This is a genomic window from Thalassobium sp. R2A62 (genome assembly GCF_000161835.1).
GTDB lineage: Bacteria > Pseudomonadota > Alphaproteobacteria > Rhodobacterales > Rhodobacteraceae > Thalassobium.
The window spans coordinates 1,776,911-1,791,385 of sequence record NZ_GG697169.2; the positions used below are offsets into that span (position 1 = coordinate 1,776,911).

Annotated in this window: 13 protein-coding genes; 9 read left to right on the forward strand and 4 right to left on the reverse strand. The window is 55.2% G+C overall.

Annotation, left to right across the window (positions count from 1 at the left end; genetic code table 11):
- Positions 1 to 4 precede the first annotated feature (4 nt).
- Genes TR2A62_RS08830 through TR2A62_RS08850 form a run of 5 tightly spaced genes read left to right on the forward strand, consistent with a single transcriptional unit; the run spans position 5 to position 3,910 of the window.
- Positions 5 to 973, forward strand: a complete 969-nt coding sequence (locus tag TR2A62_RS08830; RefSeq protein ID WP_009159904.1) for a type II secretion system F family protein — start codon at positions 5 to 7, stop codon at positions 971 to 973.
- Positions 974 to 985: 12 nt separating this feature from the next.
- Positions 986 to 1,957 carry a type II secretion system F family protein gene (locus tag TR2A62_RS08835; protein ID WP_009160903.1) on the forward strand — a complete coding sequence of 324 codons (972 nt, stop codon included), beginning with the start codon at positions 986 to 988 and terminating at the stop codon, positions 1,955 to 1,957.
- 8 nt (positions 1,958 to 1,965) lie between these two features.
- Positions 1,966 to 2,508: a tetratricopeptide repeat protein gene (locus TR2A62_RS08840; RefSeq protein ID WP_009157767.1), complete on the forward strand. Its 543-nt coding sequence runs from the start codon at positions 1,966 to 1,968 to the stop codon at positions 2,506 to 2,508.
- 44 nt (positions 2,509 to 2,552) lie between these two features.
- Positions 2,553 to 3,410: a lipopolysaccharide assembly protein LapB gene (locus TR2A62_RS08845; RefSeq protein WP_009158839.1), complete on the forward strand. Its 858-nt coding sequence runs from the start codon at positions 2,553 to 2,555 to the stop codon at positions 3,408 to 3,410.
- Between the two features lie 5 nt (positions 3,411 to 3,415).
- Positions 3,416 to 3,910 carry a membrane protein gene (locus TR2A62_RS08850; protein WP_009158384.1) on the forward strand — a complete coding sequence of 165 codons (495 nt, stop codon included), beginning with the start codon at positions 3,416 to 3,418 and terminating at the stop codon, positions 3,908 to 3,910.
- Here the strand turns inward: TR2A62_RS08850 and TR2A62_RS08855 are convergent.
- The gene (locus tag TR2A62_RS08855; protein WP_040820525.1) at positions 3,907 to 5,526 is read right to left on the reverse strand and encodes a hypothetical protein; all 1,620 of its coding nucleotides are present in this window, start codon (positions 5,524 to 5,526) and stop codon (positions 3,907 to 3,909) included. The two genes, TR2A62_RS08850 and TR2A62_RS08855, sit on opposite strands and share 4 nt — an antisense overlap.
- 150 nt (positions 5,527 to 5,676) lie before the next feature.
- Between TR2A62_RS08855 and TR2A62_RS08860 the strand changes: the two genes are divergently transcribed.
- The 4 genes from TR2A62_RS08860 (at position 5,677) to pdeM (ending at position 10,944) form a co-directional block, all read left to right on the forward strand.
- Positions 5,677 to 7,002, forward strand: coding sequence for an ATPase (locus TR2A62_RS08860; protein WP_040821348.1), 1,326 nt, complete (start codon positions 5,677 to 5,679; stop codon positions 7,000 to 7,002).
- Positions 6,999 to 7,772, forward strand: a complete 774-nt coding sequence (locus TR2A62_RS08865; protein ID WP_150103479.1) for an NAD(P)-dependent oxidoreductase — start codon at positions 6,999 to 7,001, stop codon at positions 7,770 to 7,772. Before TR2A62_RS08860 ends, TR2A62_RS08865 begins: the two co-directional genes overlap by 4 nt.
- A gap of 39 nt (positions 7,773 to 7,811) precedes the next feature.
- The gene (locus TR2A62_RS08870) at positions 7,812 to 10,226 is read left to right on the forward strand and encodes a ligase-associated DNA damage response DEXH box helicase (RefSeq protein WP_040820528.1); all 2,415 of its coding nucleotides are present in this window, start codon (positions 7,812 to 7,814) and stop codon (positions 10,224 to 10,226) included.
- 76 nt (positions 10,227 to 10,302) lie between these two features.
- Complete coding sequence (gene pdeM / locus TR2A62_RS08875; RefSeq protein WP_369699515.1) at positions 10,303 to 10,944, forward strand: ligase-associated DNA damage response endonuclease PdeM; 642 nt, start codon at positions 10,303 to 10,305, stop codon at positions 10,942 to 10,944.
- Position 10,945: 1 nt separating this feature from the next.
- Here pdeM and folD read toward each other — a convergent pair whose 3' ends face one another.
- From folD to TR2A62_RS08890, 3 genes are all read right to left on the reverse strand, one after another.
- Complete coding sequence (gene folD, locus TR2A62_RS08880) at positions 10,946 to 11,836, reverse strand: bifunctional methylenetetrahydrofolate dehydrogenase/methenyltetrahydrofolate cyclohydrolase FolD (RefSeq protein WP_009160331.1); 891 nt, start codon at positions 11,834 to 11,836, stop codon at positions 10,946 to 10,948.
- A gap of 141 nt (positions 11,837 to 11,977) precedes the next feature.
- Positions 11,978 to 13,654, reverse strand: a complete 1,677-nt coding sequence (locus TR2A62_RS08885; protein WP_009158486.1) for a formate--tetrahydrofolate ligase — start codon at positions 13,652 to 13,654, stop codon at positions 11,978 to 11,980.
- A gap of 163 nt (positions 13,655 to 13,817) precedes the next feature.
- Positions 13,818 to 14,396 (reverse strand): MOSC domain-containing protein, encoded by a 579-nt coding sequence (locus tag TR2A62_RS08890; RefSeq protein WP_009157503.1) that lies wholly within the window; start codon positions 14,394 to 14,396, stop codon positions 13,818 to 13,820.
- Positions 14,397 to 14,475: the final 79 nt, after the last annotated feature.

The following is a 14,475-nucleotide window of genomic DNA, read 5'->3' on the forward strand; positions in this document are numbered from 1 at the left end:
TGTCATGACGATCTCAGCCGAGCCGTTAATCTATGGTCTGATTTTCCTCGCGGTCCTTGCGATCGTCGAGGGAATCTATCTGACTGTCTTTGGCAAATCGATCAGCCTGAACAACCGTGTGAACCGCCGTCTCGAGATGCTCGAAAAAGGTGGTGGACGCGAACAGGTTCTCGAACAGCTGCGCAAAGAGATGTCGCAGCACATGAATTCCAAAGGCGTGCCAATCTATTCGTTGCTCGCCGCCAAAGCGCAAAAGGCAAACATTGCATTTAGCCCACCCCAACTGATCATGATCATGTTCGGGTTATCAGTCGTGGCTTTCATTCTGCTGACGGTCGGCACTGGCGCCAGTGCGCCCATCCGCGCGGGTGTATCCCTATTGATGGGTGTTGGTGGTGTATTTATCTGGGTCAACAACAAGGCCAAGAAGCGTCTTGCTCTGATAGAAGAACAACTACCCGACGCTGTTGAATTAATGGTGCGTAGTTTGCGTGTGGGTCACCCATTTACATCCGCAGTCGCGATTGTCGCCAAAGAAGTGCCCGATCCCTTGGGTTCTGAAATGGGCGTTATCTCGGACGAAGCGGCCTATGGTCGTGATGTCGGTGAAGCGCTCAAGGCGATGGCAGAACGTCTCGAAATGCAGGACATGCGTTTCCTCGCCGTAGCCGTGACAATTCAGCAGCAAGCGGGTGGTAACCTCGCCGAGATTTTGCACGGTTTGGCTCAAGTTATTCGTGCGCGCTTCAAGCTGTTCCGCCGCGTGAAAGCGATTACTGCCGAGGCCAAATGGTCGGGTATGTTCTTGTCGCTGTTCCCACTCGGCGCGCTCGTCATGATCAACGTTATTCAGCCGAACTACTATGACGCTGTTTCCGAAACATCTGTGTTTATTCCCGCATGTCTTGTGGTTGCTGGTTTCCTTGTCGCGAACATGTTCGTGATGCGGATGCTCGTGAACATCAAAGTGTAAGAGGTCGATCCAATGCAATTCCTGACCGATATCAACACGACATTGACCGACACGCTCGGCCCATTTGGTCCCCTACTGGTGGTCGGCGTTTTGGGCATGTTCCTGATCCTGCTGACCTTGCCGGTTCTCTTGAAAAAGCAAGAAGACCCGCTGGACAAACTCAAGCGAAACAACGTCACCCCAGGTCAACGAGACAGCCTGCGCTTTAACCAAGGCACAGACAAACTTGACAAATACGCGGACTTCCTCGAGCCACAGGACGAAGAAGAATACTCCGCGATCCGCCTAAAACTTTTGCAAGCGGGCTACCGCGGCAAGAGTGCGGTGCGCACCTTCCACTTTGCGCAGTTTGCCCTAGGCATCGCGCTTCTGCTCGCGGGTGTCGCATACGCAATTTACAACTCGACCGCAGGCGAGCCATCGACCCAATCGACCATCATGTCGATCCTCATTCCGGGGTGTGTTGGGTATATGGCTCCCAAGTATTGGGTGACAAAGCGCCAGCAAACGCGCCAAGAGGCGATCACAAATGGCTTTCCAGACAGTCTAGACATGATGCTTGTGTGTGTTGAAGCTGGCCAATCCTTGGACCAATCGATCCTACGGGTCAGCCAAGAGCTCAAGTCCGGTTTCCCTGATCTGGCCAGCGAATACGAAATCGTCAGCCACGAGATGAAGGCCGGTAAGGACAAGACCAGCGTTTTGCGCGATATGTCCGAGCGTTGTGGCGTGCCAGACATCGCAAGCTTTGTGACCGTTCTGATCCAATCGCAGTCGTTTGGTACCTCTATCGCCGAGGCGCTGCGCGTCTATGCCGGTGAAATGCGTGATAAACGCGTCATGCGGGCAGAAGAAAAAGCAAATACCTTGCCCACAAAGATGACCCTTGCCACAATGATGCTGACGGTACCGCCGCTTTTGATCATTCTGATCGGCCCATCCGTCTACGGAATTGCGGAAACTCTGAAGTCCGCCAACTTTTAAGGGCGTCGATGACAAATAATGGGTTGGGCTTTGTTATAGCTTTGGCCGTCTTGGGTGGATGCACTCAGGGCGGCTTTGCCCCGCCTCAGGGGGACCGTGTGTTTGCCCCTGGCGTGGCCGGTCAATCGCAGGTCAATCAATTGGTTGTAGGGCACCGTCTGATGGACGCAGGCGAGCATGAACTGGCATTGGCCGCCTACTCGCGAGCCGCAGTTCAACAGGGCTTTAACGTAGATACATTGTCCGCCCTCGGGTCCGCAAACCTACGGCTCGGGCGCCTGAACCAAGCCGAACGGCTTTTGCGCCGCGCGGTAAAAGAAGATGCCAACTATGCGCCAGCATGGAACAATCTAGGCGTTTTGCTGATGGAACAGGGCAAAACCACAGAAGCACGCCAGATTTTCCGTCGCGCCTTTGCAACGGATAACGGGCAAAGTGACGAAATTCGGGACAACCTTCGCCTCGCGATAGCAAAAACCGAGGATCCGTCGTATAGAGGGCTTAATAAAGAAGTATTCGATTTGGTGCGCAGTGGGGATTACGTCCTCTAGAACGACACCGAACGAGAGGCACGAGCAGAAAAGGACGCAGAAACATGCGCCACCCTATCCTTTTGTCATTGTCCCTAGCGGGCATCACGGTTTTGGCCGCTTGCGATCAGTCAGGCGAAGCCCAAGTCAACCGCGCGATCCAAGACGTCAATGTCATCGACGAGACCAACCTCAATGACGTGATGCTGGCCGCAGCTGACCCATCCGAAGCCGTCAATTACTTTCAAGGTGCGTCATCCGCCAACCCAGATCGGATTGATTTAAAGCGTGGGCTCGGCCTGTCGTTGATCCGCGATCGTCGCGCGTCCGAGGCCGTACCGGTTTGGACAGACATCATCACCCATCCAGAAGCCACGCACGACGACCGCGTCGAGCTGGCCGATGCGCAAATTCGGACAGGCGATTGGGATGGCGCGGGTGCCACGCTGAATGCGATCCCCCCGACCCACGAAACATTCAAGCGCTACCGCCTCGAGGCGATGGTTGCTGACAGCAAAGAACAGTGGAGCAAAGCTGACAGTTTCTATGAAACGGCCGTTGGCCTAACGACGCAACCAGCCAGCGTGCTGAACAACTGGGGCTTTTCCAAGCTAACTCGCGGCGACGCACCCGGTGCAGAACGCCTGTTTGCGGACGCAATCCGCAATAATCCGGACCTGTTCACCGCCAAGAACAACCTCGTTCTCGCACGGGGCGCCCAGCGCCAATATGATCTGCCAGTCGTCAAGATGACCCAAGTCGAACGGGCCCAGCTGATGTACACGATGGCATTGACCGCCGTAAAACAGGGCGATGTGGCCACCGGTCGTGGCCTGTTGCGTGACGCGATCGAAACCCATCCTCAGCATTTCGAAGCCGCCGCGCGCAGCCTAGAAACCCTCGAAGATACAGTCGGAAACTAATCAATATGTCTATTCCAGCAATTGCCGCCGCATGGTTCCTACCCTTTGTGGCGATCATCGGAATTTGGGTGTCCTATACGGATCTTAAGTATCTCAAAATTCGCAACTTGGCCGTTTATGCCATTGCGCTGACCTACCTGATTGCTGGCTTCTTGGTTCTGCCGACTGATGTCTATCTGTGGCAGCTTGTCCATCTTCCAGTGATGCTTGTCTTTGGCATGTTGCTGAACGCGTTCGGCTTGATGGGCGCTGGCGACGCTAAATTCCTCGCAGCAGCAGCACCTATGGTCTGGCTTGGCGACATCGTCGTCCTGCTTGGCGTATACTTTGCCGTTCTTCTGATCTCTTGGGTCTGCCACCGCATTGCGATGAACACGGGTTTGCGCAAATTGGGCCCTGATTGGGCCAGCTGGACCAGCGGTAAACGCTTCCCGATGGGTTTGCCCCTCGCAGCGACACTTGTCGCCTACCTTGCACTTGGTGTACGCTACGGTATCTAACGCTTGTCGAACAAGATATAAGTTTCGGTTCTGCGCACTTCGCGCAGGCCGTCCGTGCCTGCCTCTGTCACATTCCCAAGAATTTCGTCTCTTACGGCGGGCAGAACTGCACATAGGGGCACCATCAGGTATTCCGCTGTTTCGTACCCCGGCAGATCGCCATAGTACCACGGCGCGCCGCCTTGGGTCGGCTTGAAATCACCAAACATCCAGTACGAATTGAACAAGTCCGCAGTCATGATCCGCGCTTGCCCATAGCCTGCTTCTTCGAGATCACCGGCGATCGTCTGAAAGAACGACGGCAGACCGGTTTCAATCGAACATTCGGGCAGGGCCGCACCCATAAATTCGGTCACATCCTCGCGGTGCTCGGCATCCGCACGGGCTGCGAACGGCTGGCCTTCGCGGTCAAAGGGACGGCTCACATCAACTCTTTGGGCGCGTAGTTTTGCGGTCTTTAGATCAGCGTGTTGCTCATTGCCCGCTAGAACTGGTGTAAAGTCTTCAAGTGTAGCAGTTAGGTTGCGCACAGGGCTGTAGGTCATGTTGAAATAGATCGGTACAATCAAAACAAAGGACGCGATCGCCACCATTTGTGTGGCCCAACGCATGTCCCAACCGCGGCCGTTCCTAACCCCTATTTCAGGCATCGCGGCCCACAACAAAACGCCCAAGAGCATCAGCCATTTGGGGTCGTTGCCAAAGTTTTGGTAGGTCACATAAAAGAACCCTGGAAGCAGAACCAGCAATGCTAGGCCTTCGGACAGACGTCCACCTTGGCGCAGGAAAATCACACCAGAAAGACCGGCCATCGAACCCGCCACATAGGCAGGCGCACCGATCACATCGGCAAAATCTGCACCAGGTGCAGAGCGGACTTCGGACCCCGCAACAGTCAGCAGGTCCAACAGGTACGCCGCCCAAAAGGACACGCCGAGCCAAAGAGTCAGAGCCGCCATGATCGCACTACCTGTCACCAATGCAACGACCAGCGCCTTGAGGTCTTTGCGGGCCAACAATGCGACAATGATACCGGGCGCAAAGGCCGCGAAATACGTGACTTTGATCATCAGAAGAATGGCCATCATGACGCCAATGATGACACCATCCGCCACCGAGTTTTTGGACCCAATTGGACGCAATACCGCGAGGGTAATCGCCACGAATGCAGCCGCCCACGCCCAACGGTTATAGTGCATCGAAACCGATGTGCTGGCGTCTACACCACCGTGCAAAAGGGCGAGGATCAAGACCAAGCACGCCCCACCAAACACGACGCCTAGACCCAATTGCATCCGGCTCCGCGCAGCCCACCAGATTGCCGGTAAACATGCGACTGCAATTAGAATTTGCGACCAGATAAACGCAGATCCCATCCCAAACCCAGCTTGGAGAAACCAAACAATCGGCCAAAAGGCCAACGCGCCAATCGGCGTCATAAAGTCGTGGTGGATCAGTTCGCCTTGCGCCATCCGCAGTACGATTTCCATCAAATGCAGGGTGTCGCCTTCGTACTGGGTAATGAACAAATTGCCCTTGGCCAGCGAAACGCCCCCGAGCAAAAGGAGAAGCCCCCCAAGGATCAGGAACAAGTGAGTGGCGTGTCGTGTGCTCATATCAGCCTCAAAGCGTTTGTTTTTCATTTTTTGGCAACACTATCGGGTCAAGTTGGGGCATGTCCAAGGCAGAACCACATTTTGTTGAACGCAGCCGCCCTGCGCGATAGAATCGCAACAAAACAAAAACAGCAGTCTTTGAGGCCCAAAATGAACGTACAATCCTCGCCCGAGGGACGTGTGGGTGTGCAACCCCCGCCCGCCCCAAAATCACTGGCCGCGATGAAGCTGCCAGAGGTCATGATGCGGGATATCCTGCTCAAGACCATGTTCCGTATGAACCTTGATCTCGTCACAACACTTAGTCGTGCGATTTGTCTACCGATCCCCGTGACCCAAGAGTTGATTGACCTGGCGCGCGGGCAGAACCTGCTCGAGGCGATGGGCACTATGAGCGCGAGCAGTGGCAATGAGATGGGCTATCAGTTGACCGATGCAGGCAAAGCCCGCGCGCTCGATGCGTTGGCCCAGTCCGAATATTTTGGCGCCATGCCTGTTCCGCTCGACGTGTACCGCGAACAGATCAAACGTCAGTCGATCCGTGACATTCACGTAGATCGCAGTCAGCTTAACGGCGCGATGGGCCACTTGATCTTGCCGCCTGATCTGCTGGACCAGCTTGGCCCTGCGGTCGGTGCGGGTCGCTCGATCTTGATGTACGGCCCGCCCGGCAACGGGAAATCATCCATCTCGAACGGCATTCGCGATGCCATGGGTGACAAAATCTATGTGCCTCGCGCCATTGAATACACAGGACAGGTCATCACCGTTTATGATCCGATCGTGCACTCTGCTGCCGAAGAAGACATCGATGATCCGAACTCCTTGCGCCGCACATCAGGGCGGTTTGACACGCGCTATGTGCGTTGCGAGCGCCCAACCGTTATCACAGGCGGTGAGCTTTCGCTGTCAATGCTCGATCTTGTCTACAACCCGACGGCTCGGACCTATCAGGCCCCTCTCCAGCTCAAGTCGACCGGTGGCATCTTTATCGTTGACGACCTTGGCCGCCAAGAAGAACCCCCTCAGGCACTGGTGAACCGGTGGATTGTTCCACTCGAAGAAAACAAAGACATTCTCGCCCTGCAATCGGGTGAAAAATTCGAAGTTCCCTTTGATACGCTCGTGATCTTTTCGACCAACTTTCACCCAAACGAGATTTTCGACAAAGCGGCGCTGCGTCGTATCTTCTTTAAGATCAAGATCGACGGTCCGAACCAAGAGGACTTTCTCAAGATTTTTGCGATGGTCGCCAAGAAACGCAAGATGCCTCTGAACGAGGCGTCGTTGGTCCATTTGTTGAAAAAGAAATACCCAACGATCGACAACGTCTACGCCAACTACCAACCCATTTTCCTCATCGATCAGATGATTGCGATCTGCGATTTTGAAGGCATCCCATACCAGATGTCGCCCGATCTGATCGATCGCGCTTGGGCCAATATGTTCGTCAAAGAAGAGACGATCGTTCATTGATCGGTGTTGCCGGATGCGGACGAATGGGCGCGCCAATGTTGCGCGCCCTCATTCGTGCAGGGTTTCCGGCCAAAGGTTTTGACATTGCCCCAAAATCAGACGCGGACGTCGCAGCCTTTGCCGATGGCCTCGAGACGTTGATAACGGTCGTAAGAGACACGGCTCAGACAGACCAAGTTCTCTTTGGCATCCAAGCGTTGGTCCAAACACCGACGCTGCGCCGGATCATCGTCAGCTCGACTCTATCACCCCGCTATGTCGCTGATCTACGCGCTTGCGTCCCAGAACATATCATCCTGATTGATGCCCCAATGTCTGGCGCGCAAATCGCAGTAGAGAATAGCACGCTTAGTTTTATGCTTGGCGACACCGACGCCGATCTAGACACGGCGCATCCTCTGTTTGACGCTATGGGCGCGCATTTTCACCGCATGGGTGAGTTCGGCACCGGTATGCAGGCCAAGGTCCTGAATAACTTGCTTGCCGCGTCCTCTACTGCGATGACACGGATGGTTTTAGACTGGGCAGACGATGCTGGGTTGAACGAGACTGATTTCCTAAACCTCGTCCATACGTCCTCTGGCCAAAACTGGCTCGCGTCCGGAATGGACACTATCGAATTCGCCCGCGCGGGCCATATGGACGACAACAGCATCGGAATATTGGTCAAGGATGTGGACAGCGCGCTAGATGCGTTGCCACCTGATGCGGACACTGCCCTGCCCCGTGCTGTGCGTGACGTCATTCGCCACCTCAAGCCTCGCCCCTAATTCTCTTTCATTTCCGGATGTTTGGCCTATCTTCGCCGTATGACGTTGCCCGCCCCCTTTGAAAACTGGTTCGCGACCAAGGGTTGGTCGATCCACCCTCACCAACAGGACATGTTGAACGCGGCAGACGACCCCAGCGTCCTATTGATCGCGCCGACGGGTGGCGGCAAAACACTCGCCGGTTTCTTACCTAGCTTGATTGATCTGGCAGAGACACCACACGACGGGCTGCACACCCTCTATGTCTCGCCTCTCAAGGCGTTGGCCGCTGATATCAAACGCAATCTAACCACACCCGTCACCGAGATGGGCCTGTCCATTCGGATTGAGGATCGCACGGGCGATACGACCTACACCCAAAAGCGTAAGCAGCGTGCCGATCCTCCTCATATCTTGCTCACGACGCCCGAGTCTCTTGCCCTTCTCACCAGCTACGAAGACGCGCCTCGTATCTTCAAAGGGATCAAACGGATCGTGATCGACGAAATTCACGCATTGGCAGAAAGCAAACGAGGCGATCAGTTGATGCTCGCGCTTGCACGGCTCCAATCTTTAGAGCCTGGATTGCGTCGTGTCGGGTTGTCGGCAACTGTCGAGGATCCACAGGCAATTGCGCACCTCATGGCCCACCATCCCGACCCCACGCACATCGTCCACGCAGATCCGGGACCTGACCCAGACATCACAATGTTGTGGACCGAAGAACTGCCTCCTTGGTCGGGCGGAGGCGCAAAATACAGCATTCCAGCGGTTATAAATGAGGTAAAAAAGCATAATACAACACTAATCTTCCATAATACGCGTGCACAGGCCGAGCTGTTTTTCCACAATCTTTGGCTGGCCAATACCGAAAACCTACCGATCGCGATTCACCACGGTAGTCTGGACCGCGCTCAGCGACAAAAGGTCGAGGCCGGTATGGTTGCAGGCCAGCTTCGCGCGATCGTTTGCACGGGAACTCTGGATCTAGGTATCGATTGGGGTGACGTTGATCTCATCATCCAAATCGGCGCACCCAAAAACGTCAAACGATTGGTCCAGCGCATTGGTCGCGCAAATCACCGATACAACGCACCATCCAAAGCGATCCTTGTTCCGGCCAATCGGTTCGAAGTCGTCGAATGTGTCGCGGCACTTGCTGCGGTTAAGGAACGGAAGCTAGACGGTGATCCACGTGTCCGCGGGCCTCGCGATGTTCTGTGCCAACACATCCTGATTTCCGCATCTTCAGCCCCCTTCAGCGCAGATGCGCTCTATGCTGAAATCATCTCATGCGGGGCCTATTCAGATCTGACCCGTACCGAATTTGACGACTGTCTCGATTTTTGCGCGACCGGGGGTTACGCGCTCAGAGCCTATGACAAATGGCAACGGCTACAGCTGCGTGACGATGGCCTGTGGCACCTCCGCGATCCGCGAACCGCACAACGCATTCGTATGAATGTCGGCACAATTCAGGACACCGATACGCTCAAGGTACGCCTTCGCGGGCGTGCAGGTGGCAAGCCATTGGGCGAAATCGAAGAGGGCTTTGCCGCGACCCTGACCCAAGGTGATACCTTTTTGATTGGTGGCCAAATAGTTCGCTACGAAGGATTGCGAGAGATGACCGTACAGGTCTCTCGGCGAGCCGACAAAACGCCAAAGATCGCGACCTTTATGGGAACCAAGTTTGCGACCTCGACCCAACTGTCCCACCGTATTCTGGAAATGTTTCAGGCAGCGGATTGGCCCGATCTACCGCCTCACACAGCTGATTGGCTAGACCTGCAACGCAATGTGTCCAAACTGCCAGAGCACGGTAGATTTCTGGTCGAGAGCTTCCCCTATAACGGCAAGGCGCATACCGCGATTTACGGTTTTGCGGGGCGCAATGCACAACAAACCCTCGGGCTGCTGATCACCAAACGGATGGAGGAACTGGGCCTTGATCCACTTGGGTTCCTCGCGACGGACTATGCGACATTGATTTGGGGGCTCGAGCCGGTTTCCAACGCCGCCACCCTGCTGGATCCAAAGAAACTGCGGCAAGGCTTTGATGAATGGCTCGCGGGGAATGCCGTCATGAAACGTACGTTCAAGGCCAGCGCGATCATTTCTGGCCTCATCGAACGTAACTCGCCACAAGCACGAAAATCAGGCCGACAGGCGACGTTCTCTAGTGATATCCTCTATGAGACACTACTGAAATACGATCCAGATCACCTGTTGATGCAAATCACCCGCGAAGAAGCGTTGCGCGGGCTCGTGGACTTTAGTCGCATCGAAGAAATGTTTGCCCGTAACGGAAACCGTTTTGATCACATCGTTCGCGATCGCGTCACACCCCTGGCAACACCCTTGATGTTAGAGGTCGGCCGCATCCCAGTTGCCGGTGCAGCTCAGGACCGTTTGCTTGCAGAGGCGGCAGCGGAGCTTATGGAAAATTCAGGCCTCGCAAACATAGAAACGTGAGAATGGCGCACGGGCTATTGATTCGACGCACTCCTTGCGGCATGAACGAAACATGAACAAATATTCATTCTCGTTAATGGGGGCCAATCTCGTTGCTTTGCCTTCCGGTGCTCTTTGGTGGCCTGAGCGTGGCATTCTATGCGTCTCGGACATGCATCTTGGTAAATCAGACCGGATCGCGCGGCGGCGTGGTTCGATGTTGCCGCCATACGAGGTCCGGGACACGTTGACGCGATTAGAAGCAGCGATTGTCGACACCAAACCGCAAACGATCGTATGTCTAGGTGACAGCTTTGACGATTTAAACGCGCAAATCAGTCTCCAAGACAGCGAGGTTCAGTGGATCACAAGGCTTCAGGCAGGCCGAAGTTGGGTTTGGATCGAAGGTAACCATGATCCCGGTCCAATCGAGTTTGGCGGCACTCATCTTGCCGAATTCAACGAGGGCCCTTTGCGCTTTTGTCATATCGCAACGCCTGCGGGACGTGGTGAAATCTCTGGGCACTATCATCCAAAGACCAGCATCAAAGCCAAGGACCGCACAATATCGCGGCCTTCATTCTTGGTTGATGATCAAAGGGTTATCATGCCTGCATTTGGAACGTTCACGGGTGGGTTGCGAGACAGCGCCACCCCATTGCAGGCTTTGATGTCAGAAACGGCAATCGCCGTTTTGACGGGGACACGCACAACAGTGGTGCCCATGCAAAGACACTAGATCAGGCAGTCAGGCCTTCTGGCTCGACCAGATTGTTGGCACGGCAGCAGGCGGTCAGCGTGTTCGCCAACAGACATGCGATCGTCATGGGACCGACCCCACCAGGAACAGGTGTGATCGCGCCTGCAACTTCCGAGCAGCTTACATAGTCGACATCGCCGACCAGCTTGTTCTTACCATCGCGTTCAATACGGTTGATGCCAACGTCAATCACTGTCGCACCTTCGCGGATCCAGTCCCCTGGCACCATTTCAGGACGACCCACAGCTGCGACGACGATATCAGCGGCGCGCACAACGTCTGGCAAATCCTTGGTCCGGCTGTGTGCAATCGTCACCGTACAGCTATCGCCCAAGAGCAAATTCGCCATCGGCTTGCCCACAATGTTTGAACGACCAATGACCACGGCGTTCATACCGCTTAGGCTTCCGTGGTGGTCGCGCAGCATCATCAAGCAGCCCAGAGGCGTGCAAGGCACCATCGCCTTTTGACCAGTTCCCAGCAGGCCGACGTTAGAAATATGAAAACCATCAACGTCCTTGGCCGGATCGATTGAATTGATCACCAAGTCTTCGTTCAGATGTGCCGGCAACGGCAACTGAACCAGAATACCGTGAATGCTCTCGTCGTTGTTCAACTGATCAATCAACGCCAACAAATCAGCCTCGGATGTATCTACGTCCAGCTTGTGCTCGACGGACTTCATCCCGACTTCTACGGTCTGTTTGCCTTTGGACCGGACGTATACTTGGCTCGCAGGGTCTTCTCCGACCAGAACAACGGCCAATCCCGGCGTGACACCGCTCTCGTCTTTGATCCGTGTCACATGTGCGGCGACGTTTTCGCGCACCGTTGCCGCAAAGGCTTTGCCGTCGATTACTGTAGCTGTCATTGGTCCGACCCTTTTGAATTTCTCGCGCGCGAATGCGCTGGTTGTCTGTGGTCCTGAACATTCTTGCCACGGGCGCGAGCATTCGACCAGAACGCAATCGACCCAAGCTGGCGAATTGCCGGCTTGGGCCGTTGCTAGTTTTTAGAACAAGCCTTCGATTTGGCCGTCATCGTTCAGGTGGATCGCCTCTGCCGACGGAACGCGTGGCAGACCTGGCATTGTCATGATCTCACCACAGACAACCACCACGAAACCGGCACCCGCGCTCAAACGTACTTCGCGGACCGGAACAGAGTGACCAACTGGTGCGCCGCGCAGGTTCGGATCGGTCGAGAACGAGTACTGCGTCTTGGCCATACAAATTGGCAAGTTGCCATACCCCTGCTCTTCCCAGAGCTTCAGCTGATCGCGGATCTTCTTGTCGGCCAGCACTTCGTCAGCACGGTAGATCGACTTGGCGATGCGCTCGATCTTGTCCATCAAAGGCAGGTCGTCTTTGTAGATCGGTGCGAACTGGCTTACACCGCTGTCTGCAATCTCGGCGACACGTGTCGCGAGCGCTTCGGACCCTTTCGAGCCGTGCTCCCAGTGCTGAGACAAGATTGCCTCGGACCCTTGGGTCGCAACGTAGTCTTTGACCGCTTGAACTTCGGCATCCGTGTCCGTGACAAAGTGGTTGATCGCGACGACCACAGGCACACCAAATGATTTGAGGTTGCCAATGTGGCGGCCAAGGTTTGCACAACCTTCGTTGACCGCATCGACGTTCTCGGCACCCAGGTCTGCTTTGGCAACGCCACCGTTCATCTTCATTGCGCGTACGGTCGCAACCAGAACAACACAGTCCGGCTTGAGACCTGCCTTGCGGCATTTGATGTTCAGGAATTTCTCAGCGCCAAGGTCGGCACCAAAACCCGCTTCGGTTACAACATAGTCTGCGATCTTCAGCGCAGTTGTTGTCGCGATGACCGAGTTACAGCCGTGCGCGATGTTTGCGAATGGACCACCGTGTACGAACGCAGGGTTGTTCTCGAGCGTCTGCACGAGGTTCGGCTGCATCGCGTCTTTGAGCAGAACCGTCATAGCGCCGTCTGCTTTGATGTCGCGGCAGAATACCGGTGTACGGTCACGGCGATACGCGACGATCATGTCACCCAAGCGCTGCTGGAGGTCCTTGAGGTCGTTGGCAAGGCAAAGAATCGCCATAACTTCGGACGCCACTGTGATGTCAAAGCCTGCCTCACGCGGGAAGCCGTTGGCCACACCACCGAGCGATGCTGTAATCTGACGCAGAGCGCGGTCGTTCATGTCGACAACGCGCTTCCACTGTACGCGACGTACGTCGATCTCGAGCTCGTTGCCCCAATAGATGTGGTTGTCGATCATCGCCGACAGCAGCGAGTGTGCGGATGTGATCGCGTGAAAGTCGCCTGTGAAGTGCAGGTTCATGTCTTCCATAGGAACGATCTGAGCGTAACCACCACCGGCAGCGCCACCCTTCATACCAAAGTTCGGGCCCAGCGACGCTTCGCGAATACAAACTGCAGCCTTCTTACCGATGCGGTTCAGACCGTCACCCAGACCGACTGTCGTGGTCGTCTTACCTTCGCCTGCTGGCGTTGGATTGATCGCAGTCACGAGGATCAGCTTGCCGCTGTCGTTCTTTTGAACGCTATTGATAAAGGATTGGCTGACCTTTGCTTTGTCGTGCCCATAAGGCAGCAAATCATCAGAACCGATGCCCAGCTTGGCACCGATCTCTTGGATCGGGCGTTTTTGTGCCTCGCGGGCAATTTCGATATCGGTCTTATAAGCCATGTTGGTATCCCTTGCTGATCCCTGCCCGCCAACGCGCACAGTGGTATACTTAACGGCTATATCCTTGAGGCCCCATATGACGAGCCGCATTTCCGACATTATTGAACACGGAATCGTCCCTTCCGGACACCGCTTGTCGCATATCGGAAACCTGTGACGTGGATCAGGGGGCCCATTGCGGCTGATCAGGGATGTGCAGGGTCACTGCGTCACCAACGCGAATGATGCCCTCGCGTTCGACCCACGCGGTGACACCGCGCATACCTTGGGCCGCAGGCTTGAACGCTTTACCGGCACCAGATTGTTCCGCTTCGATCTCTTGACCCGGGAAAATGCAGGGGCGGTTCTCCATGTCCACTGTCAAAGTCGTGCCATCCGCAAACTGAAGCCGCGCGCTGGGTGGAATATGAGTGAAATCTGGAATGCCACGTATCACCATAGAGGTACCCAGCAACGTTGGATCCAACGCATCCATCCCAATTTTTCTGGCGATGGTGTCCAGCTCTTCTTGGCTAACGATAGACAGCTGTCGAACATTGCGAATTTCAGTGTCGCGCGGATATTGGGTCAACACACGACTACATGAGGGTCGGGTCACGCCTGCATGATCTTCGGCTTCGTACCCACCATACGTCAGCGGCATCTCGGTCAATGGTGCGGACCGCAAAGACCCTTGCCGACTGGCGACAAAGCCCAGCCAAACCACTTCACCAATATAGTCTGTTTTGATCAATGCGGGCATCAGCGGTCTCCTCAAAAGGTTTCCTACAAACTGTGCCAAGGACGCGCTGCAACACAAGCCGTTTCTTGTGATATCTCAT